Annotated in this window: 19 protein-coding genes and 1 pseudogene; 7 read left to right on the plus strand and 13 right to left on the minus strand. The window is 73.3% G+C overall.

From position 1 onward, the window contains the following. Positions 1 to 160 precede the first annotated feature (160 nt). Genes OHU34_RS39930 through OHU34_RS39950 form a run of 5 tightly spaced genes read right to left on the minus strand, consistent with a single transcriptional unit; the run spans position 161 to position 4,332 of the window. Positions 161 to 736, minus strand: a complete 576-nt coding sequence (locus OHU34_RS39930; RefSeq protein WP_405771149.1) for a hypothetical protein — start codon at positions 734 to 736, stop codon at positions 161 to 163. Beyond that, on the minus strand, positions 733 to 2,130 hold the full coding sequence (locus tag OHU34_RS39935) for a hypothetical protein (RefSeq protein ID WP_405771152.1): 1,398 nt from the start codon (positions 2,128 to 2,130) through the stop codon (positions 733 to 735). The genes OHU34_RS39930 and OHU34_RS39935 overlap by 4 nt, the downstream gene beginning before the upstream one ends. Further along, complete coding sequence (locus OHU34_RS39940; RefSeq protein ID WP_142268589.1) at positions 2,127 to 2,960, minus strand: ABC transporter ATP-binding protein; 834 nt, start codon at positions 2,958 to 2,960, stop codon at positions 2,127 to 2,129. Before OHU34_RS39940 ends, OHU34_RS39935 begins: the two co-directional genes overlap by 4 nt. Next, a complete protein-coding gene (locus OHU34_RS39945; protein WP_230193634.1) occupies positions 2,957 to 3,775 on the minus strand; it encodes a zf-HC2 domain-containing protein in 819 nt (272 codons plus the stop codon). The genes OHU34_RS39940 and OHU34_RS39945 overlap by 4 nt, the downstream gene beginning before the upstream one ends. Continuing rightward, positions 3,772 to 4,332 (minus strand): RNA polymerase sigma factor, encoded by a 561-nt coding sequence (locus OHU34_RS39950; RefSeq protein ID WP_142268587.1) that lies wholly within the window; start codon positions 4,330 to 4,332, stop codon positions 3,772 to 3,774. The genes OHU34_RS39945 and OHU34_RS39950 overlap by 4 nt, the downstream gene beginning before the upstream one ends. A 731-nt stretch (positions 4,333 to 5,063) precedes the next feature. On the opposite strand from OHU34_RS39950, the gene OHU34_RS39955 reads away from it, so the two are divergent. From OHU34_RS39955 to OHU34_RS39965, 3 genes are all read left to right on the plus strand, one after another. After that, positions 5,064 to 8,105, plus strand: a complete 3,042-nt coding sequence (locus tag OHU34_RS39955) for a glycosyl hydrolase (RefSeq protein ID WP_405771155.1) — start codon at positions 5,064 to 5,066, stop codon at positions 8,103 to 8,105. A gap of 154 nt (positions 8,106 to 8,259) precedes the next feature. After that, a complete protein-coding gene (locus tag OHU34_RS39960; RefSeq protein ID WP_405771158.1) occupies positions 8,260 to 9,384 on the plus strand; it encodes an abortive phage infection protein in 1,125 nt (374 codons plus the stop codon). A 107-nt stretch (positions 9,385 to 9,491) separates the two neighbouring features. Beyond that, positions 9,492 to 10,532: a YihY/virulence factor BrkB family protein gene (locus OHU34_RS39965; protein WP_142268584.1), complete on the plus strand. Its 1,041-nt coding sequence runs from the start codon at positions 9,492 to 9,494 to the stop codon at positions 10,530 to 10,532. A gap of 8 nt (positions 10,533 to 10,540) precedes the next feature. Here OHU34_RS39965 and OHU34_RS39970 read toward each other — a convergent pair whose 3' ends face one another. From OHU34_RS39970 to OHU34_RS39980, 3 genes are all read right to left on the minus strand, one after another. Beyond that, complete coding sequence (locus tag OHU34_RS39970) at positions 10,541 to 11,317, minus strand: polysaccharide deacetylase family protein (protein WP_142268583.1); 777 nt, start codon at positions 11,315 to 11,317, stop codon at positions 10,541 to 10,543. 188 nt (positions 11,318 to 11,505) lie between these two features. Continuing rightward, positions 11,506 to 13,431 carry a glycoside hydrolase family 5 protein gene (locus OHU34_RS39975; protein ID WP_405771161.1) on the minus strand — a complete coding sequence of 642 codons (1,926 nt, stop codon included), beginning with the start codon at positions 13,429 to 13,431 and terminating at the stop codon, positions 11,506 to 11,508. A 174-nt stretch (positions 13,432 to 13,605) separates the two neighbouring features. Beyond that, on the minus strand, positions 13,606 to 14,178 hold the full coding sequence (locus OHU34_RS39980; RefSeq protein ID WP_142268581.1) for a hypothetical protein: 573 nt from the start codon (positions 14,176 to 14,178) through the stop codon (positions 13,606 to 13,608). Between the two features lie 272 nt (positions 14,179 to 14,450). Between OHU34_RS39980 and OHU34_RS39985 the strand changes: the two are divergent. Further along, positions 14,451 to 14,730: pseudogene (locus OHU34_RS39985) on the plus strand (LLM class flavin-dependent oxidoreductase); the annotation flags it as partial. A 68-nt stretch (positions 14,731 to 14,798) separates the two neighbouring features. Here OHU34_RS39985 and OHU34_RS39990 read toward each other — a convergent pair. Continuing rightward, complete coding sequence (locus OHU34_RS39990; protein ID WP_405772522.1) at positions 14,799 to 16,175, minus strand: hypothetical protein; 1,377 nt, start codon at positions 16,173 to 16,175, stop codon at positions 14,799 to 14,801. Positions 16,176 to 16,339: 164 nt separating this feature from the next. Between OHU34_RS39990 and OHU34_RS39995 the strand changes: the two genes are divergently transcribed. Further along, entirely contained in the window at positions 16,340 to 17,608 is a 1,269-nt protein-coding gene (locus OHU34_RS39995; protein ID WP_230193630.1) for a molybdopterin-dependent oxidoreductase, read from the plus strand. Between the two features lie 319 nt (positions 17,609 to 17,927). Here OHU34_RS39995 and OHU34_RS40000 read toward each other — a convergent pair whose 3' ends face one another. The 3 genes from OHU34_RS40000 to OHU34_RS40010 are packed head-to-tail and all read right to left on the minus strand — an operon-like array spanning position 17,928 to position 20,046. Continuing rightward, a complete protein-coding gene (locus OHU34_RS40000; protein ID WP_230193629.1) occupies positions 17,928 to 18,746 on the minus strand; it encodes a bifunctional 2-polyprenyl-6-hydroxyphenol methylase/3-demethylubiquinol 3-O-methyltransferase UbiG in 819 nt (272 codons plus the stop codon). Beyond that, positions 18,743 to 19,360, minus strand: coding sequence for a DUF2064 domain-containing protein (locus OHU34_RS40005; protein ID WP_142268579.1), 618 nt, complete (start codon positions 19,358 to 19,360; stop codon positions 18,743 to 18,745). Before OHU34_RS40005 ends, OHU34_RS40000 begins: the two co-directional genes overlap by 4 nt. Continuing rightward, the gene (locus tag OHU34_RS40010) at positions 19,357 to 20,046 is read right to left on the minus strand and encodes a glycosyltransferase family 2 protein (protein ID WP_142268578.1); all 690 of its coding nucleotides are present in this window, start codon (positions 20,044 to 20,046) and stop codon (positions 19,357 to 19,359) included. Before OHU34_RS40010 ends, OHU34_RS40005 begins: the two co-directional genes overlap by 4 nt. A 122-nt stretch (positions 20,047 to 20,168) precedes the next feature. On the opposite strand from OHU34_RS40010, the gene OHU34_RS40015 reads away from it, so the two are divergent. Then, positions 20,169 to 20,972 (plus strand): response regulator, encoded by an 804-nt coding sequence (locus OHU34_RS40015; protein ID WP_405771166.1) that lies wholly within the window; start codon positions 20,169 to 20,171, stop codon positions 20,970 to 20,972. Positions 20,973 to 20,974: 2 nt separating this feature from the next. Continuing rightward, positions 20,975 to 22,084 (plus strand): sensor histidine kinase KdpD, encoded by a 1,110-nt coding sequence (locus tag OHU34_RS40020; RefSeq protein ID WP_230193627.1) that lies wholly within the window; start codon positions 20,975 to 20,977, stop codon positions 22,082 to 22,084. 54 nt (positions 22,085 to 22,138) lie between these two features. Here OHU34_RS40020 and OHU34_RS40025 read toward each other — a convergent pair whose 3' ends face one another. Next, positions 22,139 to 23,140, minus strand: a complete 1,002-nt coding sequence (locus OHU34_RS40025) for an NAD(P)-dependent oxidoreductase (RefSeq protein WP_142268575.1) — start codon at positions 23,138 to 23,140, stop codon at positions 22,139 to 22,141. Between the last annotated feature and the right edge of the window lie 5 nt (positions 23,141 to 23,145).

The following is a 23,145-nucleotide window of genomic DNA, read 5'->3' on the forward strand; positions in this document are numbered from 1 at the left end:
GGTGCCCGGTCCCTGCCGATGGCCCGTCCTGCCCCGGTGGTAGTCGACGACCTCGGTCGCGTGGCAGAGGACCGCGAACGGCACGGCCTGGGCGCCGATCACGCGGCGCCTGCGTGTGGTCCGATGCGTGCGGATGCCGAACGCGACCGCGCCGCGGTCGTCACCGTCTCGGTCCCGCGACGGCGTAGGCCGCGGTGCCGGCGACCGCGAGGACCAGGGCCGTCCAGGTGCCCTCCGCCGTGCCGGGCGGCAGCAGCATCCAACTCACCACCCGCATCGGCGCACTCGTCGGGGGCGGGGCGAAGAACGCGAACGAGAGCCAGGCGAACGGCAGCGTCCAGGCGTACCGGCCGCCCGAGAGCGCCGCGCCCAGGGCGACCAGTCCCATCAGGCCCGCGCTGTCCCGGACGACGAACGCGGTGGTGGCCAGGTCCTCGCCCATCGCCTGCACGGTCAGCAGCACCGTGCCGACCACCGCCCCGCAGAGCAGCACATGTGCCGCTCTGCGGGGCACCCAGCGGATCGCGGCCGTGCGGTCCAGCGCGAGGTCCTGGCCGCCGAGCCCGATCGAGGCCGCCATCGCCCCCGTGGCGAGGACGAGCACCGGCAGTCGCGGATCACCCGGCCCCCCGCTGCCGTCCCGGGCGAGTGGCCACACCGCCACCGCGCCGATCAACACCGCGGCGAGCGACGCGGGTACCTGACGCGAGCGCGCGTACAGCGTCAGCCATCTCACCGGGACGCACCACCGCTCAGCGCGTCGAACGCGTCGCCCTCGCAGGAGAACGCGGCCGTGCGCATCGCGTCGATCCGCGAGAGCTGTTCGGCCCGCGGCAGCGCCTTGAGTTCCCTCCACACCGGGCGGGTCTCGGCGTCGAGCTCGCGGCGCAGCCCCGACGACAAGGTGCCGGGAAGCGGCCTGAGGTCCCCGAGGACCCAGCCCACCGCGACGGCCTGCGCGAATTCATCGTTCCCGAAGCTGCTCCAGCCGGCGGGGGCGCACCCCGGCACCATGCCCTTGGCGATCAGGGCACGGGTCAGCTCCTCACCCTTCGCGGCGGCGATGATGTCGTCGTCGAAGTCGAAGAGCACGGTCTTGCGGGACCACTGCGGCGTGGAGCCTTCCGGCAGCACGGCGGCGTTCTCCCGGATCGCGACCGGCGCCTGGCTGCCCAGGGCGGCACGCAGCCGGCGCAGCGCCTCCTCACCCGGGCCCGCGAGGCCGGCGAGTCGCCCCTGCTGTGTCTTCGTCACGCACACCGGGCCGTCGCACACCAGCTCCGCGGCGGCCTCGTCGACGACGTAGATCCGGTGCGGGTCGGCGGGCAGGACGAGCAGGGCGAGCGCCGCGCCCGCCAGGACGGGTGTCAGGGCGATCAGCCGGGCACGCGGGGTCGCGGCGACCAGCAGCGCGAAACCGGTCGCGGCCATGGCGAGCAGCCAGATCGTCTGCCCGACGTGCACGGAGGCGGAGAGCGTGACGAGTGCGTCGCGCGCCTCCTGCACCGCCGGTGACAGCAGGGAGACCCGGTTCGGCTCCGTGGTCGGGACCCCCGCCGCGGTGGTCGTCTCCGTCCGGCCGGGCGACATCTGCATGAGCGCCGTGAACACGAGGGCGCCCATGGCCAGCGCGGGCGGCGTGAGCACGGACGGCAGGGCCCGCCCGGCCCCCATTCCCAGCACGGCCCCCGCGACGAGGGAGAGCGCCCCCACCAGCGAGATCGGCAGCCACCCGAGGTGGGTGTACTCAGTGTTGGCGACCACCTGGACCGCGCCCACGAGGACGAGGAGGGCAAAGGCCGCGGTCAGCGTGACCGCCGTCGGGCCCGCCAGCGCGGCCGCGCGGTGCCGGGCGGGCCGCGGCGTGCTCGCCAGCAGCTCGGACATCTTCGAGCGGTGGTCGCGCAGGCCCTGCAGCGCCCCGAGCCCCACGGCGAGCGGCCACAGGTAGAACAGCAGACCGCGGGTCCACAGAGCCATGGACGTCCACTGGGCCGTCCACGCCGTGGTCCCCGTCCACCACGACCCGGGAATCAGGTACAGGAACGCCAGCGCCGGCGCCAGGACCACGGCACCGGCCCACGGGGCGACGGAGCGCCTCAGCTCGATACGCAGAACGCGGGTGTTCACCAAGTACCCCTTCCCTGCTCGGGGTTGAGCAGCAGTGCCGAGTAGCCGCGCTCCAGTGGACTGTCACCCACGTGCTCGGGGCCGCCCACCGAGGCCAACTCGTCCGGAGGGCCCTGGAAGACCAGCCGGCCCTCGGCGAAGATCACCACACCGGTGCAGGCGGCGGCGACGTCCTCCACCAGATGGGTCGAGACGACCACACAGGTGTCCGTGCCCAACTCCTGCAGCAGCTCACGGAAGCGCAGCCGCTGCGCCGGGTCCAGGCCCACCGTCGGCTCGTCCAGCAGCAGGATCGTCGGGTCGTTGACGATCGCCTGGGCGATGCCGACCCTGCGCACCATGCCGCCCGACAGGGTCTTCATCTTCTCGTCGGCACGGTCGGCCAGACCCACCCGCTCCACGGCGCGCTGCACGGCGGCCGGGATGTCCGCCTTGGGCACCTCCTTCAACCAGGCCATGTACTCGACGAACTCGCGCACGGTGAAGCGCTTGTAGTAGCCGAACTCCTGCGGCAGGTAACCGATCCGGCGGCGCAGCGCACGGTGCTCGCCCATGCCGCCCGCGGATTCGCCGAGCATCTCCAGGGTGCCCTCGGTGGGGCGCAGTACGGTGGCCAGCGTACGGATGAGGGTGGTCTTGCCCGCCCCGTTGGGGCCGAGGAGGCCGTGTACGCCGGTGCCCAAGGACAGGTCGAGGCCGTTGACGGCCATCCGTTTCCTGCCGACCCTGACCTTCAGCCCGGTCGCCCGGATCTCCCATGCGTAGGTCGTCGGCGCGAGGTCGGCCGCACTCACCGCGGACGTCATGTGGTGTTCCTTCCGGATCGTCATCGATGGGCTCCCAGCACGGAGTAGGCGCCTCTGCGGGCGATCACGACACCGATGCCGAGCGTGAGGATCAGCCCCCACGCGGGCAGACCGCCCGTCTGCAGGGCGAAGCTCGTACGGCTGGTGGCCAGGGTCGGCGCCACGACCACGGCGGCCCACACGGCAGCCAGCACGACGGCGGCGCGCGTCACACCGACGACACCGCCGAGCGCCAGCGTCGTCGTCGTGAAGGCCAGACAGGGCAGTAGCCACTGAGCCACCATCACCCCCGTGACCCATCCGCCCACCGACAGCGCGGGCACGACCACGGCGAGCACGGACGCAGTGCGTCGCAGCACGAGATAGAGCCCGGCCCTGGGCACCGAGGCCGTCAGTTCGTACGCCGGGTCCAGACCGCGCGACCAGGACGCCGCGACGCCGAGCACGGGCAGAACCGGCGCGAGCAGGAGCACCAGCGACACCTCGCCGTAGCCGGTGTCGGCCAGGTCGAGCAGCGGGGCCAGCAGCGTCACGCCCACGACCATGGCCAGCCACGGCACCATCGTCGGCGTCATCCATCTCGACAGCGGCGCCGACCAGCGCCGGCCGCGCGGCATCGTGGCGGTGACCGCCAACCGGGGTTCGAGGCCGGACCATACGCTGTCGACCAGCGCCGCAACGGCGGGCACCCCGGCCTCGACGGTGGCGGACAGCCGGTCACGGCACCCCCGGCACGTCTCCAGATGGGCCTCCACGGCCCACACCTCGTCGGCGGCGAGGTCCGCGCCGCCGCGCGCGTAACCGTCGATGATCCGCTCCGACGCGTGTTCCCTGCTCATGCCAGCGCCCTCCGCATCGCGATCCGGGCCCGGCGGGCACGGGTCTTGACCGTTCCCTCGGGCAATCCGAGCAGGACCGCGGTCTCCCGGACGGACAGTCCGTCGAGCACCATCGCCTGCAGTACTTGTCTCAACTCCGGCGCGAGGCACCGCAGCGCGTCCCCGACATCTCCGCCGACGGTCGCCGCGAGGGCTTCCTCCTCGGCGGCGGGCGCCGCGTCGAGCACGGCGGCGGCAGGCGGCGGCTCCGCGTGGTGAGCCCTGCGTCGGAACGCGTCGACGAGTCGGCGCGCCGCGATCGTCCACAGCCAACCGGTGGCCGATCCTCCGACCGCGGCCCCGGCGAACGCGCCCGCCGCGCGCCACACCGCCAGATACGTCTCCTGCATGACCTCCGCGACGATCTGTTCGTCCACACACCGGCGGCGCAGCCGCACCGCCAGCCACGGCGACGTACGGCGGTACAGCTCCTCGAACGCGGCACGGTCACCTCTGGCCACCAGCCGGACGAGACCCTCCTCGTCCAGTGCGCGCGGTGCCTTGCTGATTGATCTCACACCGGCTAGACGCCCGAGCCGGACCGCGGGTTTTCCTTCCGACGTGATCCCCGCCACATGCGGAAGACCCGTGGACTCCACTCTCATGAAGCTTCGCCCGTCGACGCAGCGGTCGTTGCGCCGGCCCGGAGGGTCCCGCCGGCGCCGTACGCGGCCTGCCCGACGGGGGAGTGCCGCGTCCGCGCCGACCTGCCGTCCCCGAACTCCTCGTGCCCGCAACCGGCTTCGGAAGCGGGCGCGGGCGACGGCGCCCGGGGAGGGCCCTCACCGCTCCGCTTGCCCGGGCCGATGCTCAGAGGGCCTCGGCGGAGCCTCCTCCGTCTTCAGGACAGGGGGCGTCGCCCCACTGCGCGAGCGGCGCGGGGCCCGCTGCCCGCGGTATCGCCTCTCACATGTGCAACTTCCCAGCAGCAAACCGGATATCACCGTCGCCCGTCACCCAAGGGGTCCCTCAAGAGCTTCCCAAGGGCTCCCGAAGGGCTCGCCGTCAACCTCGCCGCGGTCCGCGCCGTGATCGAGCCTCGAAGTCCGTCGTGCTCGCCGCCCACCCCTGTGATGTGCCCACCACCCCGCCGCCCCGCCACCGTCCCCCGCGCCACCCCATCCCCGCGTCCTCTTCCCGACTCGATCCGTCCGACATCTTGACCTTGCTCCGAGCCGAGGCTTAGCGTTCCCGCGTTTGAGTCGGATTGAAACGATTCAAAGTCAAGAACGATCATCTGGGAGCGCTCATGCGGGAACCGGTCGAGCAGGTCGAGCAGGGCGGCGGAATGTCACGGCGGGCGGTTCTCGCCGCCGGGGCGACGGTGGGTATCGCGGCCGGGATCGTGGCTGCCGTGGGATCCGGGACGGCGGCCGCGGCGGCGCCGTCCGTCACCGGGGCGCCGGGACCCGCCGCCGACTGGTTCGCCGCTCCCGCCCGTTCGGTGCGGCCCAAGTTCCGCTGGTGGTGGCCGGACGGTCTGGTGAACACCGACGAGATCGCCCGCGAGATCGACCAGATCGCGGACGCGGGATTCGGCGGCGCGGAGATCGCCGCCGTCCATCACAGCATCAAGGACAAGACGGTCCTGGACACCGCGCACCACGGGTGGGGCAGCCGGCCGTGGCGCGACGGCGTCGAGGCAGCGCTGCGCCGGGCCGCGAGACGGGGCCTCACCATCGACCTCACGCTCGGCCCGAGCTGGCCCGTCGCGGTCCCCGGCGTCACCCCGGACGACGACGCTGCCGCCAAGGAACTCGTCCACGGCCGGGCCTCGTTGAGCGCCGGAGCCACCTTCCGGGGACCGGTTCCGCCGCCCGTGCACGCGCCCGCCGCCGGCGTGACCCGGCAGCGGCTCCTCGCCGTACAGGCCGCCCGCGTCGAACCCGCGTACTCCACGCGCAAGGAGACCGGACTCGACCTCTCCAGCGTCCGCGACCTCACCTCCACCGTCGCCGAGGACGGCACCCTGACCTGGACGGCTCCCGACACGGGGGAGTGGACGCTGATCTCCTACTGGACGCGCGGCAGCGGTCAGCAGCCCGAGTCCGGCCCGCACTCCGCGCCCGCCGCCCACGTCGTCGACCACCTCGACCCGGCGGGTACCGCGGCCGTCACCGGCTTCTGGGAGCAGCAACTGCTGACCCCCACCGTGCGGAGCCTGCTGAAGGCGGCCGGCGGCGCCTTCTTCGAGGACTCCGTGGAGCTGGAGACGGACGGCCTGACCTGGACTCCGTCCCTGCCGGACGCCTTCGCCGAGCACACCGGCCGGCCCCTGCTGCCCTACCTGCCGGCCCTCGTCCTGAGCGACAGCAACCAGGTGTTCGCCTTCGAGGCGCAGCTGACCCGGCAGATCAGACACGACTTCTGGGAGACCTTCTCGGAACTCTTCAACCGGCACCACGTGCGCGCGCTGCGCGACTGGGCCCACTCCCTCGGCATGACCCTGCGTGCCCAGCCCTACGGACTCCAGACCGACGCGATCGAGTCCGCGGCGATCCTCGACATCCCCGAGGGCGAATCCCTCGGCTTCAAGAACCTCGACGACTTCCGCTGCCTCGCGGGCGGCAGGGACATGGCGGGCCACACGGTGCTGTCCTGCGAGTCGGGCGCCTACAACGGCTCCGCGTACAGCACCACCTGGGACCGCTTCCTGCGCACCATGGGCGGCGCCTACGCGGCGGGCGTCAACCAGACCGTCGTCCACGGGTTCTCCTACGCCACCGCGCCCGGCGTGAGCTGGCCCGGCTTCGCCGCCTTCAGCCCGTACAACGGCGCTTCGGGGTACGGCGAGTCGTGGGGGCCCCGGCAGCCCAGCTGGCACCACGTGGCGGACATCGCCGCCTACCTCGGCCGGGTGCACGGCGTGCTCCAGTCCGGCACCGCCCGCGCCGACGTCGCCGTGTTCCGGCAGACCGGCTACGCCGCCACCGGCATCGGCGCGTCCTGGTTCACCGCGACCGGCATCCCGCTCGGCTGGAGCCACCAGTTCCTCAGTGGTCCGCTGCTCGACCTGCCGAACGCCACCGTCTCGGGCGGCCGGCTCGCCCCGAACGGGCCCGCCTACAAAGCCCTGTTCGTCGAGGGCGACTTCTTCTACTCCTCCACCCCCACCCTCGCCACGGCCGACGCCCGCCGCCTGCTGGCGCTGGCCGAGGCCGGCCTGCCGATCGTCCTGCTGGGCGCCTTCGACCAGCCGCTCACCCCGGGGGTCCCCGACGACGGCGAGACCGACCGGTTGCGGGAGCTCCTGGCCCGGCTGCTCGCCCTGCCCCACGTCACCCGGGTCACCGACAAGGCCGCCGTGGGCGACGCCCTCGCCGGGCTCGGAGTCACCCCGGACGTACGCCACGCCACCTCCTCCACGCTTCTGAACGCACACCGCGTCACCCGGGACGCCGACTTCTACTACCTCTGCAACGGCAAGCACGCGGAGACGGTCAAGCCGCCCGTGGCCGCGATCGACCACCAGGTGACACTGCGCCACACCCGCCGCACACGGGGCGGGACGACGATCCCCTACCTGCTCGACCCCTGGACGGGAGAAGCCACGCGGATCGCCCGGTACACCGAGGACGACGGTGACGTCACCGTGCGGGTCGCCCTCCAGCCCGGCCAGGTGATGATCGTCGCACTGGGACGACCGGGACTCTTCGGAGACCGCAACGGGGCCAAGCCGCACGTCGTCGACACGGACGCCTCCGAAGTCCTCTTCGACGGGCGCTCGCTGACGGTCCGTTCGGCCGAGGCGGGCACCCGTACGACCCGGCTGTCCTCGGGCCGTACGGTCACCACGACCATCCCGTCCGTACCCGCCCCCATCACCCCGGGCCGCTGGCAGCTGGACGTCGACGACTGGTACCCCGGATCCTCCCCGACCCGGACCGAGCACGTACACCGCACGCTGACCCTCGACACGCTGCTGCCCTGGTCGGGGATCCCGGAACTGGCCGACTCCGCGGGCATCGGACGCTACCGGACGACGATCGACCTGCCGGCCGGGTGGACCTCCGCGCACGGCGCCCACCTGGAGCTCGGCCGGGTCTCCGACACCGCCCGTGTCACCGTCAACGGCACCGGCGCCCCGCCCCTCGACCGTCTCCACCCGATCGTCGACGTGGGTCCCCTGCTCCGGCGCGGTCGCAACGTGATCGAGGTCGAGGTGGCGATCCCGCTCGTCAACCGGCTCCGGGTCGCCCAGCCCACGGTCTTCGGCACCGTCGCCCGACAGGACTTCGGTCTCGTCGGACCCGTACGGCTCGTTCCGTACGGGCAGGGCACGATCGGCTGAGGGGACGGGGGCCGGGGCGCGACCGGGCGACGCCTTTCGGACGTGTCCCGGCCGCCGGAACGACCGCAGGACCGGCCCCCTCACCGACCTTCGTCGCGCCGATCCGGACCATCGGCCGACTGCGGCCTGCGCGTGCCCCCGGCACCGTGGGGGCATGGAGCCAACCAATCGGATCAGTCGGGCGGGATTCCTGGCCGGGACGGCGGCGGTCGGCGCGGCGGCCGTGCTCGGACCGGCGGGACGGGCGCACGCCACGGGACGAGGGCGCGGGCTGCGGCACCGGGGTGTCGTCTACACCGTGGGGGAGGGCGAGACCCCGGCCACGGGGTGGAACGCCGAGCGGATGCGGGCGGACCTGCGCGCCATCCGTCACGACCTGCACGCCGACACGGTCGACGTCACCGGCGACGGCGTGGAACGCCTCGCCGCGACCGCGACCGAGGCCGCCGAACACGGCCTGCACGTATGGCTTCAGCCCACGCTCGGGGACGTCCCGGCGCGGGACATCCTCGAACATCTCGCGGAGACCGGCCGGGTCGCGCAGCGGCTGCGCAGGCAGGGCGCGAGCGTCGACTTCAGCGTGGGCTGCGAGTTCTGGCTCTTCGTGCCCGGCATCGTGCCGGGGGAGACGGTGCTGGAGCGCGTACGCAACCTCATGAACGGGACCTACGACCCCGTGGTCACGCAGCGCCGTCTGGACACCTTCACGGAGCGGGCCGCAAGCACCGGCCGCTCGGTCTTCGACGGCCGGCTGTCCTACGCCGCCGCACAGGACGACCGGGTCGACTGGTCCCTGTTCGACGTCATCGGCATCGACTACTACTCCTCCTTCCCGCGATCCGCCGACCATGTGAAAGAGCTGCGCCGCCACATGCGTCGGGGGAAGCCGCTGGCCGTCACCGAGTTCGGCACCTGCGCCTATGTGGGTGCCCCGGACAAGGGCGGCATGGGATGGGACGTGGTCGACCACGACAAGGACCCCGAGGAGATCAAGGGGCATCCGGTCCGCAGCGAACGCACCCAGGCCGACTACGTCAGCACACTCCTCGACGTCTTCGAGTCGATGGGACTGTACGCGGCGATGGCCTTCGAGTTCGTCACCCCGGACGCCCCGCACCGCGCCGACAACCCCCGCTACGACCTCGACATGGCGTCCTACGCCGTCACCAGAACCGTGCAGAGGCGCCCCGGTCACCCGGAAGCCGGCTGGCACTGGGAACCGAAGCAGGCCTTCCACGCCCTGGCCCGCCACTACGGCCGGCGCACGGCCCCGCGTTGAGCGGACCCGAACGGCTCGGCGCGCCGTCCCGCGTCCGGGAAGCCGATGAGTTCCGGCCGCTGTCCTGGTCGAGGCATGGAACGGCCGCCCGCGGTTACTCCGTTGTCATGGCAGGCACATCGAAATCCGACCACGACGACACCACGCCGTCGGCGACCGGTCGGGCGGGCACGCCGGGGCCGGACGAGCAGGTGGAACGGCGGACGCCGGACGGTCCCGGGCAGTTGCCGAAGCGCTCCTGGCCGGCCGTGCTCACAGGCACCCTTCGGGAGTTCAAGGACGACGAACTCACGGACCGGGCCGCGGCGCTGACGTACTACGGGGTGCTGTCGATGTTCCCGGCCCTGCTCGTGCTGGTGTCGCTCCTGGGGCTGGCGGGAAAGTCGGCGACCGACGAGGTACTGGACAACCTCCGCAAGGTGGCGCCCGGTTCGGCCCGCGACATCATCAGCGACGCGGTGCAGCAGTTGCAGGGCCGGGGAGGCGTCGGCTCGGTCATGGCCATCGTCGGTCTGGTGCTGGCGGTGTGGTCGGCCTCCGGCTACACGGCGGCCTTCATCCGCAGCGCCAACGCGGTCTACGACATGCCCGAGGGCCGGCCGGTGTGGAAGGTGCTGCCGCTGCGCGTGGGGGTGACGGTGGTGCTTCTGGTGCTCGCGGTCGCCAGCGCGCTGATCGTGGTGTTCACCGGCGGTCTGGCCCGGCAGGCCGGCGCAGCGCTGGGCATCGGGGACACGGCGCTGACCGTGTGGTCCATCGCGAAGTGGCCGGTGCTGGTGCTTCTGGTCACGATCATGATCGCCCTGCTGTACTGGGCGACGCCGAACGTCCGGGGGCGCGGACTGCGGTGGATCACGCCAGGGAGCGTGCTGGCCTTGGTGATCTGGCTGATCGCCTCCGCCGGCTTCGCCTTCTACGTGGCCAATTTCGGCTCGTACAACAAGACGTACGGCACGCTCGCCGGTGTCATCGTCTTCCTGGTGTGGCTGTGGATCAGCAACATCGCGATCCTGCTCGGCCTGGAGTTCGACGCCGAGCTGGCCCGGCAGCGAGCCGTGGCCGGCGGGCTGCCCGAGGGCGAGGAACCGTACGTCCGGCCCCGGGACACCCGTGCCTGGAGCGAGGACGACAGGCGCGGCGCGCAGTGACCGCGCGTTCAGCGCACCGGGAAGCCGAAGGAGTACCCCTGCTGCTGCAGCCACGGCAGGATCTCGCGCAGGGCCGCCACGGTCTGTGCGCGGTCCCCGCCCGCGTCGTGGAAGAGGATCGTCGGGCCGTTGGACACCTCGCTCTTCACGGTGGCGACGATGGCGGCGGCGCCCGGCCGTTCGAAGTCCTTGGTGTCGACGTTCCAGCCCAGCGGCCGCATCCCACGGGAGGCGGCGAGATTGCGGCTGTAGGGGGTGAAGGCGCCGCCCGGCGCCCGGTAGTACACCGGTCGGACGCCCCCGGAGGCTTCGGTGATCATCCGTTCGGCGTCCAGGATCTGCTGCGACTGGTAGGAGTCGGGCTTGGTGTCCATGGTGGTGTCGTGCGAGACCGTGTGGTTGCACAGCCGGTGGCCGTCCGCCACCACGGCCTTGACCAGGTCGGGGTGGGCCTGGGCCTGCGTGCCCACCATGCAGAAGGTCGCCTTCACACCGTTCTCCCGCAGCACGTCGAGGACCTGCGGCGTCCAGTCGGGGTCGGGGCCGTCGTCGATCGTGATGTTGACGCCGCGGGCACCGTGGTCCGAGGCATGGGCGATGTCCACCGACACCCGGGCGGGCGCGGAACCCGCGGACGGGCGCGCCGAGGCGTCCGCTCCCGCCTGCCCTGCGTCCACCGGTCCGGCCTGCGCGGTCCATACCGAGGTGACGGCGGCCATCGCCGTCACACCGACTGCCGCCGCGATAACCCGGCCGTACCATCCCCGCCCGCCATGCCGCGCCATGTCTGCCCTGTTCGTGTCGTGTCGGTGGATCCCGTGCCCCGGTGATCCCGTGCAGCTGTCAGGACGGTGAAAAGGCGCGGCGGGATCCGCCTGTTACCGATCACGGACAATTTCGCAGGGGTTCCGGGACGCAAGGACGTCCGCGCCCCCAACAGACTCTCGTGCGAGGCCTGTTGGGGGCGCACTGTTCACGGACCCAGCGGGACGCACAGCAGGGCGGCGGGGCCCGGTGTGCTGCCGAACCGGGTGGTGAAGGCGATGCCCGCGGCGTACTCGTCGGCGGCGCACTGGCCCTTGTAGCGGCCCTGGGCGAAGTCGCCGCCGGTGTCGGCGGGCCGGTTGTCGGACCGGTCGAACCAGACGGTCCGTCCGGACCGGCCCAGCGCGGTGCGGGCGGGCACGCACAGGGCGGCCGAGACGCGCTCCCCGCGGTGGCTGTAGCCGATGAGGAACTGCCCGGCGGGGCACTGGAGTTTGGTGTAGCCCCCGGCCCAGTCGCCGCCGGCGGGGACGTGGCGTTCGTCGGTGACGACCGTCTGTGCGCCGTCCGGGGCGCGGAGGTCACCGCCGGTGGTGTCGGTGCACAGACCCCGGCCGCCGGTGTGGCTGAGGCCGATCAGCCGAAGTCCGTCCGGGCAGGCGGCCTCGGACGCCCCGGGATCCCAGTCCCCGCCGGCCCGTACCCGCCGGGACTGCACCGCGTCGCCGTGATCGGTGGCGAGCATGCGCCGGACCGGCACCGGCGGGACGGTCCCGGTGCGGGTCGCGGACGTCATGAGGTGATCCCAGGCCGCGCCGCGCCAGTCGGCCTGGTCGAGGATGCCGTAGCGGCGCGCCGTCGTGTCGTAGCGCAGCAGGGCCCAGTCGTCGTGGCCCTCCCAGCCGACCAGGGGCCAGTACGCGAAGTCGGCGTCGTGGTCGGCGAAGTAGTCGGTGAGATTGCCGAACCAGGTGCGGGCGGCGGCGCCGGTCTCCCGGGCGCCGATGCCGAATTCGCTGATCCACACGGGGGTGGAGTAGTGCTGTCCCTCCGCGGTGACGAAGAAGGCCTGGTCGGTGAGGACCTGGGACAGCTGGTCGCGGGTCAGGTCCTGGTAGCGCGGGTCGTGGGTCTCGCCGATCCCGGTGGCACCACTGTGCCGAGGGCCGGTGTAGCCGTAGAAGTGGGCGGAGTAGACCAGTTTGTGCGCGTCCAGGAGCGTGTGCGAGAGCGCGCGGACGGGCGTGAGGGTGGGGCGCTCGTGGGGCAGCCCGTCCACGGGCAGCCCGGTCCAGTTGATGCCTTCGACGACGATGAGGAGGTCGGGGGCGGCCTCGGTGAGGATGCGGTCCGCCGCGAGTTGGGCCGCCGCGTACCAGTCGTGGTCGTCGCCGAGGCCCCAGTTGGGGTCGTCCAGGACGTCACGGCGCACTTCGTTGTAGAGATCCGCGCCCACGACACGGGAGTCGGCGGCGTAGCGGCGGGCCATGAAGACCCAGTCGTCCGTCCACTGCCGGGTGGTCCGACCGCTGTTCCAGCGTTCGTTGCCGTCCACGCCGCAGCACCAGCGGGTGGTGTTGGTGTGGTTGTTGAGGATGACCGCGAACCCGTCGCCGGTGAGGGCGGCCACGACGGCGTCGAAGATCTGCAGGGGTGTGCTGCCGCGCAGCCGCGGGTTGGCCGCGACCGCGGTATCCGGCACCGGGGTCGTCGTGCGGATCATCTCGTTGGAGAACGGCAGCCGGATGCTGTTGATGCCGAGCCGGTGGAAGTCGGCGAGCAGCTCCGACAGCGGGGCGCGGTCCAGGCCGAGGGGTATGCCGGAGGAGTTCTGGCCGGCGTGGTGGTTCGCGGGATCGGCGGTGCTGCCGCTTCCCGACCACGAGCCCTGTGCACCGTCCCAGTTGGCGGACTTCAGGCGGAAGCGGCGTCCTTGCGCGTCGACGATGTAGCGACCCCGGGTGGACAGGGGCGGCTGCCAGTCCTCCGCCGTCGGAGGAACGGCCTCGGAGGCGGCGACGGAGTCCCGGGCGGCGGCCGCCGGGGGCGCGGCGGCCGCGGTCGGTGCCGGGGCCAGCAGCATGAGAATCACGGCTGCCGATGTCAGGTACTTGACAAGTCTGAAGGTCTGCATCCGGTCCTCTGCGGGGCGCGGTGGGGGTGGCGAACGGCGACCGACAGCCTACGAAATCCCGGCCGGGATGTCCCGGGGGCTGCGGGAACACGCGCTCACGACGGGCCTACCCTCACCGCGCCCGGCGCCCGGCCTCAGGAGGCCGGGCGCCGGGGAGGGTCCGGGCGGCCGGTGTCACCAGGCGTGCGCGACATCCACCACGAGGTGGTCGGCCAGGCGCAGCACCCGGAACGGCAGGCGTGCGCGAACGCCGAGCCCGAACTGCGTCACCCCTTCGAAGCTCCCGGCGTACCGGGTGTCCCGGAAGGTGCTGTATCCCGTGAGGTTCACGCCCGGCAGCGGCTGTGCCACCCGGCCCGGATAGGTGGGTGTGCCGGTCTCGACGTTGTAGGAGGGCGCGTTGACCCGCACCTCCAGGATGGCGCCGCCGCCGACGGTGATGGGTCGGCCCGAGCCGTCCTGGTAGAGCCGGTCGACATACGCGACCGAGAAGCCGAGTTCGGCGGCGCCCGCGCCCGGCACGTCGACGACGAACCGGTCGTAGCAGTCGTGGCGGCCGGTCCTGACGTTCGTCAGCGCCGTCGCCGTACCGGCGAAGTACGTCTTGTCCAGGCTGCCCCAGCCGGTGGGGCAGGCCGTGGCGGCCCGGGTGGCCGTGGCCGGGGCGGCGGTGGCCGGGACCGCGGCCACACCCAGGGTGGCGGCCAGCAGAGCGGCGGTGGCCCAGAGTGTTCTGTTTCGCACCATGATCTCCCCCGAGGGATGTGTGTGGTGATGTGTCGGTTAAAAACAGAGACAACCTGATTGCCCCATAGGTTGCACTGTTCTTCGTCTCGATGTGGCGTCAATGTGCCCGGCAGCCTCGGGCGGTCGCGAACGGGCGCGCGGGTTCCGGCGGGCCGGGCGCCGGACACGCGTCACACGCTCGTTCACACGACTGAGAACTCGTTCACACGACTGACGAAGAGCCGTCACACGGCACCGGAATGCCTGGCCGGCCGCCCCTGGTTCTCGCCGACATGACCTTGGGAGCAGCACTCGACGCGAGCGACGCCGACAACCAGATCGACGCCACCGTGCGGCTCGCACAGGAGGCCCGGGTCGCCGGGCTGCGGTCCGCCTGGTTAGGGCAGACGTTCGGCGCGGACTCGCCCCAGCTCGCGGCGATCGTCGGGCGCGAAGTGCCCGGTCCGCACGTTGGGGACGTCCGCGATCCCCGTCTTCGGCCGTCACCCGCTGCTGGTCTCCAGCCAGGCGCAGACCGCCCGGGCGGCCACGCACGGTCGCTACCATCTCGGGCCGCCGCACGCTGCCGCACCTGGGCCATCCTCGGAGAACTCGCCGGCTGAGCGCCCTCGCGCCCCGGCTCACCAGCCGGTCAGCAACAGGTGGTTGAGCAGCAGGGCCAGTGCGGCCTGGGCGGCCAGCCAGGCACGCGGGCGGGTGAGGAACGCGCAGGACGGGAGGAGCCACATGGCGAACGGGAGCCAGATGCGTTCCGTCTCGGCCTTGCTCATGCCGGACAGGTCGGCGACGAGCAGGGCGAGCAGGGCGGCGGCCACGAGGAGGGCGAGGCGGGCGTCCGCGCCCCAGCGGTGCGGGCCTTCGGGCCGCGCGAGGCTCCCGCCGTGACGGTGGCGGAGCGTCTCGCCGGTCCGCCGGAGGCCGGCCGCCGTCGCCAGGCCCGTGATCAGGACCGCGCAGGCGAGGTTGGCCCACACCCAGTAGCCGTAGGGGCGGATCCCGCCCGCGCCCTGCCGGTAGCGCGTGACCAGCAGCCGGTACGCCTCCCACCAGTCGAATCCGGCGAGGGTGAACGCCGTCGGCACGACGGCCGCCCCGGCGAGCAGCAGGACGAGCAGCTCGGGACGCTCCCGGACGCGCCCCCGGCCGAGCAGCAGCACCGCCGCGCCGATGAGCGCGAAGAGCGTGAGGCCGTAGGAGAGGTAGCAGGTCAGGCCGAAGAGCAGGCCTGAGCCCAGTGCCCCGCCCCTGACCCGCCGTCCCGTGACCGCCAGGGCCAGCAGCGCCACGGACCACGCGGCGACCGCGGCGAAGTACGCGTCCGCCGAGGTCCCCATCCACACCGCGGCCGGAGCCAGCACCAGGAAGGGTGCCGCCCGCCGCGCGAGCCCCTCGTCGGCCAGCGCCCGCACCGCCACCAGGACGGCCACACAGGCCGTCGCGCCGACGGCGACGCACCAGGTTCCGGCCCAGCCCCCGCCCCGCAGCCCGACCCGGTCGAGCAGGACGAACGTCAGCGTGGCCGCCGGGGGATGACCGGCCACATGCGCGGGCCAGTTGTCCGGAGACTCCAGCAGGATGTGCTGGGTGAAGTCGCGCAGGGCCGCCGGGACGTCGTGGAAACGGCCGACGGCCTGGAGGTACTCGTGGCGGGAGGTGAGCCGGCCTGCGACGCCCCGCTGCCAGCCGTCGATCAGGGCGAGCGAGAGGATCCAGGCCGTGGCCGTGGCCCAGGCCGCCGCGAGCAGGGCCCGCCAGGGCAGGCGGGCGGCCAGGGCGGGACCGTACCCCGCGGTCGCGACCGCCACGAAGACGGCCACCGGCGTGCCCGGCCCCAGATGGGGCCCCCAACTACCCAGCAGCGGCGGCCAGTTGACGCGCAAGGTGTGATGGGCGTGCTGGATGTGGTGGCCGATCAGCACGGCCGCCGTCACGAGCAGGACGGCGGCGCCCACCGCGTACAGGTCGCGGCGGAGGTCGCGGCGGAGGTCGCGGGTGATGCCGCCGGAGCGTCGGACGCGCGGCTCGGCGGAGCGCAGGGTGCTGTTCACACCGGCACGCTAGGCCGGGCGGCGGGTCGCGGGCCGCCGTCCGGGCCGGACGTCAGCGTTTCGTCATGGGTCGCGCACCCGTTTCCGGCGGTCCCGAGGCCTACGGTCGGATCATGCGAGACGACACACGGCTGCCCACCTCCCCCGGCTTCTGGCGCAGCCCGCTGCGCGGCCCCTGGTTCACCTCGGTGCTCGGCCTCGTGCTGCTCGGCGGCATCACGGTGCTGTTCGTGACGGGCCTGGTCTCGTACGCCGCCTACAACCCGGACCTCTCCCCGGTGAACGACAAGACCCCGGACAAGGGGATCCTCGGTTTCTACCTCTTCTCCTGGCCGACCGACCCGCACTGGCTGTACCGGGTCAACCAGGGTGTGCACGTCACGCTCGGCGTCACCCTGATCCCCGTCCTGCTGGCCAAGCTGTGGTCGGTCGTGCCGAAGCTGTTCACGCTGCCGCCGGCCCGCTCGCTCGCCCACGCGCTCGAACGGATCTCCCTGCTGTTGCTGGTCGGCGGCGCGCTGTTCGAGTTCACGACCGGCGTGCTCAACGTCCAGCTCGACTACGTCTTCCCCGGCTCCTTCTATCCCCTGCACTTCTACGGCGCATGGGTCTTCTTCGCCGCCTTCGTCGCCCACGCCGTGCTGAAGGTCCCGGCGGCCGTACGCAATCTGCGCCGCCTGCGGGCCGAGGAGCCGGTCTCGTCGCAGGAGTCCGCGCCCGCGCCCGAGCGGGAGCTCGTCTCCCCTCGCCCGGATCCCGTGACCGTCTCCCGGCGGGGAGCGCTGTGGTTCGTCGGAGGCGGCTCGCTGCTGCTGTTCGCCACGACGGCCGGCCAGAGCTTCGACGGACCGCTGCGGCGCACCGCCCTGCTCGCTCCGCACGGTGGACCCGATCCGGGCAGCGGCCCGAACGGCTTCCAGATCAACAAGACGGCCGCGTACGCCGGGATCACCGCGCCGGAGACGGACGAGGACGCCTGGCGCCTCGTCGTCACGGGGCGCTCCGGCACCCTGCGCCTCAGCCGCGCCCAGCTCCGCGAACTCCCGCTGCACAGTGCGGCGTTGCCCATCGCCTGCGTCGAGGGCTGGTCGACCTCGGACCAGTGGTGGCGGGGCGTACGGCTCCGGGACCTGGCCGCGCTCGTCGGCCACGACGATCCGCCGGACGTGTTCGTCGAGTCCCTCCAGCGGCGCGGCGCCTTCCGCCACGCCGCCCTGCGCGCCAACCAGGTCGCCGACCCGCGCTCCCTGCTCGCCCTGTACGTCAACGGCGAGTCCCTGACCCCCGACCACGGCTACCCGGCGCGCGTCATCGTGCCCGCCGCGCCCGGCGTGCTCAACACCAAGTGGGTGGCCCGGATGACCTTCGGAGAGACGCGATGACGCCCGTGCGACGCCGGCCGGTGATCGGCAGCCCCTTCCAGATCCTCCTGCTCGCCTGTTCGTTCGCGCTCGCCGCCTACGCGGGCGTACGTCTCCTCGCCGACGACTGGTTCGGCGTGGCGCTGTGGTGGGTGGGAGCGGCGCTGCTGCACGACCTCGTGCTGCTGCCCCTGTACGCCGTGGCCGACCGGGCTGTCGTACAGGGGCTCGGCGCGAGCGGTCATCGGCGCCTGACGATGTACGTCCGGGTACCGGCCGCGCTCTCCGCACTGCTGCTGCTCGTATGGTTCCCGCTGATCAGCGGGACGGTGGAGGCCCGCTACCGGTCGGCCACCGGCCGCTCGGCGGACGGGTTCCTCGCCCACTGGCTGCTGATCACAGCGGTGCTCTTCGGCGGTTCGGCGTTGCTGCTCGCGCTGCGACTGCGCAGGGCGAGGAAGCAGCGGCCGCCCGCCGTCCACTGACCGGCCGTGCGCCAGCCCTCGCGGTGTGCGTACCGCAGCAGGGCCGGCGTGCCGAGCCGCGCCCAGGGGAACGCCCGGCCGGTGCCTCCCGCCTCGGGCAGGCCGACGACCTCGACCTCGGCCCGCTCGTCCACGTCCACCGGCGTGGTCTCGGCGATCAGCAGGCCACCCGGGACGAGCAGATCGGCCGCCCGGCGCAGCAGGGCGAGCGGGTCGCCGCCGATGCCGACATTGCCGTCGATGAGCAGCACGGTCGCCCAGCGCCCCTCGCCCGGCAACGGGTCGAAGACCGACCGCCGCAGCGCCTGGCCGCCCAGCGCCAGGGTGTGGGCGACAGCGGCCTCGCTGACGTCGATGCCCAGCACGGGCCGTCCCCGGGCGGCGAGTTCGGCCACCAGGCGGCCGGGCCCGCAGCCCACGTCCAGCACAGCTCCCTCGCACCGGTCCAGGAGCACCAGATCGGCCGGGTCGGCGCGGGCGCACCACCGTTCCACCTCCAGCGGCAGCAGCCAGCCGTCGGCGCGGCGCAGGAACAGCGGGCCCCGGCCGGTACGCAGGGCGGCGCTGTACGGGTCGGCCGCGGCCCAGTCGCCGGCGTCCCCCGACGCCTCCGTGGCCTCTGCCACGCAGGCGTCGGCGGGGCCGGCCTCGGTGAGGTCGTACGCGGTGCTCATCGGCTCACCGACGTCGTGCACCCGGCGAGACAGTCGGCGAAGCGGCTGTGCGGGGCCAGCGCGGCCACGGCCGTCGCGTCCGCGGCGGTGTCCACGTCCCGCAGCCACGGCAGGTCGCGCACCCGCAGCCCCGCGCCGACGAGCCGCGCCCGCTGCGCGGCCCCCGTCGAAGGCGTCGACATGGGCACGCCCCGCAGCAGTGCGGGATCGGGCTCGGCGAGCCCCAGCGCCCAGAAGCCGCCGTCCCGCGCCGGGCCGAAGTACGCGTCGCAGCCGTCGAAGTCGGCGGTCAGCAGCTCCGGCGTCACCTGCGGAGTGTCCATCCCGATGAGAAGGGCCGGGCCGTCGCACCGGGCGAAGGCGTCCGCGAGCCGTTCGTCGAGCCCGCCCGCGCACTGCGGTACGACGTCGAAACCGGACGGCAGCCAGGGCCCGGGGGCGCCGTCCAGCACCAGGACGCGGCGGGAGGCGGGCGTGGCCGCCACCACCCGCAGGGTGTCGGACAGCGCCGCCTCCGCGAGCGCGGCCGCCTCCCGTGGGGTGAACGGCGGGGTGAGCCGGGTCTTCACCCGGCCCGGCAGCGGCTCCTTGGCGATGACGAGCAGCGTGGTCACCGTGCGACTCCTTCGCGCGCCGGAACGCCGTTGAGGACGCGGCTCATGTCCCGGACCGCCTGCCAGGTGCCCCGCCAGGTGCCCGTCACCTTCGAGACGCCCGTACGGGGCAGGTAGGGGACGTCGTGCTCGGTGATCCGCCAGCCCGCGTCGGCCGCGCGCACCACCATCTCCAGCGGGTAGCCGCTGCGCCGGTCGGTGAGCCCGAGGGCGAGCAGCGGCTCACGGCGGGCGGCCCGCAGCGGGCCGAGGTCGTGCAGCCGCAGCCCGGTGCGGCGGCGCAGCAGCCGGGCGAGCGCGAGGTTGCCGGCCCGGGCGTGCGCGGGCCACGCGCCCCGGCCGCTGGGCCGCCTGCGGCCGAGCACCAGATCTGCCGTGCCGGCGCGGACCTCGTGGACGAACGGCGCGAGCAGCGCGGGGTCGAGGGAGGCGTCGCAGTCGCAGAAGCAGACGATGTCGGCGGTGGCCGCGGTCAGTCCGGCGTGGCAGGCGGCACCGAAGCCCCGGCGGGGCTCGTGGACGACTCTCGCGCCGAGTGCGCGGGCGATCTCCGGCGAGCCGTCGGTGGAGCCGTTGTCGACGACTAGGGCGCGCCAGTTCTTCGGAATGCGGGCGAGTACCCAGGGGAGGGCCTCGGCCTCGTTCAGACAGGGGAGTACGACATCTACTTCTGCGTCCGTGGTCACGGTCTCACCCTACGAACGCGAATCGGGCAAACCGGACCTTGGCTCCTTACGAAACGCGGACGTCGATCCGCCTGGGCGCCCCGGACGCCGCACGGAGCCGGGCGCGGTGCGAGGCTGGGCGCATGCACCAGCCGCACGAGTCCCCGCTCCTCCCGCCGGGATCGGCCCGGGTCCTGGTCGTGGACGACGACCCCACGGTCTCGGAGGTCGTCGCCGGTTACCTGGACCGGGCCGGCTATGTCGTCGACCGGGCCGACGACGGCCCGACCGCGCTGGCCCGGGCCGCCGCGCACTGGCCCGACCTGGTGGTGCTGGACCTGATGCTGCCCGGCATGGACGGTCTCGAGGTGTGCCGCCGGATGCGCGGGCACGGGCCCGTGCCGGTCATCATGCTGACCGCGCGCGGCGACGAGGACGACCGCATCCTGGGCCTGGAGGTCGGCGCCGACGACTACGTCACCAAGCCCTTCAGCCCCCGCGAACTCGTCCTGCGGGTGGAGTCGGTGCTGCGCCGCAGCCGGCCCGCCACCGGTGCGCGGGCGCTGGGCGCGGCCGGCCTGTCCCTCGATCCCGGCGCCCGCCGCGCCACCAAGGACGGCGTCGAACTCGCCCTCACCCTGCGCGAGTTCGACCTGCTCGCGTTCTTCCTGCGGCATCCCGGGCGGGCGTTCGGCCGGGAGGACCTGATGCACGAGGTGTGGGGCTGGGAGTTCGGTGACCTGTCCACCGTGACCGTCCATGTGCGCCGGCTGCGCGGCAAGGTCGAGGACGACCCGGCGCGGCCCCGGCTGATCCGGACGGTGTGGGGCGTGGGCTACCGCTTCGAACCCGGACCCGACCGGGAGCCCGGACCGGACCGGGAACCCGGACCCGACCGGGAGCCCGGACCGGACCGGGAGCCCGGACCCGACCGAGAGGGGGAGTGACCGTGCGCGACACCCTGCTCATCGCCCTGTTCGCCTTCCTCGGCGCCCTGCTCGCCGGGCTGTTCGGCGCGGGTGCGCTGTGGCTGCTGCGCCGCCGTTCGCTCACCGCGTCGCTCACCGTGGTGGCCGCCGTCGCCGTGACCGCGATGCTGGCGGGCACACTGGCCGTGGCGCAGGCGATGTTCCTGTCCGGGCACGACCTGAGCGTCGTGACGACGGTCGTGGCCATGGCCGCGGTGGTCTCGCTGGCCACCGCCCTTCTGCTCGGCCGCTGGGTGGTCGCCCGCAGCCGTGAACTCACGCGTGCCGCCCGTTCGTTCGGCGACGGCGGTGCCTTCACCGCCCCCGCCGGCCCGGCCACCGCCGAACTGGACGCGCTGAGCCGTGAGCTGGCGGCGACCAGCGGGAAGCTCGCCGAGTCCCGGGCCCGCGAACGCGCGCTGGAGGCGTCCAGACGCGAACTCGTCGCCTGGATCTCGCACGACCTGCGCACTCCGCTGGCCGGACTGCGGGCGATGTCGGAGGCGCTGGAGGACGGTGTCGCGGCCGACCCCGACCGCTATCTGCGCCAGATCCGCACCGAGGTGGAGCGGCTCAACGACATGGTGGGCGACCTGTTCGAGCTCTCCCGCATACACGCCGGAGCGCTCGCCCTGTCCACCTCCCGCATCTCCGTGTACGACCTGGTCGGCGACGCCCTCGCCGGCGCCGACCCGCTCGCCCGCGAACACGGCGTGCGGCTCGTCGGCGGCCGGGTCGAGCCCCTTCCGGTCGAGGTGGACGGCAAGGAGATGAGCCGGGTGCTGGGCAACCTGCTCGTCAACGCCATCCGGCGCACGCCCGCCGACGGCACGGTCGCCGTCGCCGCCGAACGCTCGCCCGCCGGGGTCGTCGTCTCCGTCACCGACGGCTGCGGAGGCATCCCCGAGGAGGATCTGCCGCGTGTCTTCGACACCGGATGGCGCGGCACACACGCCCGGACGCCGCCGGCCGGCGCGGGGCTCGGCCTCGCCATCGTGCGGGGGATCGTGGAGGCCCACCAGGGGTGGGCCACGGTACGCAACATCCCCGGCGGCTGCCGCTTCGAGGTAACCCTGCCGACGGCCCCCTGAGACTCCGCGGACGCCGGACGCCGGACGCCGGACGCCGGACGCCGGACGCGCGGTTCAGTCCCCGCGCAGTCCGGCCCGCGCGAACTCCCGCATGCCCTCCTGGAAACCGACCCGGGGCTTCCAGCCCAGCTCGGCCCGCAGCCGGGCGGAGTCCGCCGTGATGTGGCGGACGTCGCCCAGCCGGTACTCGCCGGTGACGACCGGCTGGGGCCCGCCGTACGCGGCGGCCAGGGTCCGGGCCATCTCGCCCACCGTGTGCGGCTCCCCGCTGCCGGTGTTGTACGCCGTCAGCGTGCCCTTCGGTGTGTCGGCGTCCAGCGCGGCCAGGTTGGCGGCGGCCACGTCCCGTACGTGCACGAAGTCCCGCCGCTGCCGCCCGTCCTCGAAGACGCGCGGGGCCTCGCCCCGGGCCAGCGCGGAGCGGAAGAAGGAGGCGACTCCGGCGTACGGGGTGTCCCGGGGCATCCGGGGCCCGTACACGTTGTGGTAGCGCAGCGACACCGCGGTCCCGCCCGTCGACCTGGCCCAGGCGGCGGCCAGATGCTCCTGGGCGAGCTTGGTCGTGGCGTACACGTTGCGCGGGTCGGCGGGGGCGTCCTCGGCGACGAGCCCGGGGGCGAGAGCCCTGCCGCACACCGGGCACGGCGGCTCGAACCGTCCCGCGTCCAGATCGGCGACGGCCCGTGGCCGCGGTCGCACCACCCCGTGCTCCCGGCACTCGTAGCGACCCTCCCCGTAGACGACCATCGACCCGGCGAGCACGAGCCGCCCGACTCCGGCCGCGGCCATGGCGGCGAGCAGGACGGCCGTCCCCAGGTCGTTGCGTGAGACGTATTCCGCCGCGTCGGTGACACCGTCGCCGAGCCCGACCATCGCGGCCTGGTGACAGACGGCGTCGATGCCGTCGAGGGCGCGGGCGACGGCGACGGCATCGCGCACGTCGGCGGCGGGGTCCTGCCGGACGTCGTACACGAGCGCCTCGTGCCCGCGCGCACGCAGGGCGTCGACGACATGGGACCCGATGAATCCGGCACCGCCGGTGACCAGTACACGCATACGGC

It is taken from the genome of Streptomyces sp. NBC_00080 (assembly GCF_045041255.1).
In the GTDB taxonomy this organism is placed as follows: Bacteria; Actinomycetota; Actinomycetes; order Streptomycetales; family Streptomycetaceae; genus Streptomyces; species Streptomyces coriariae.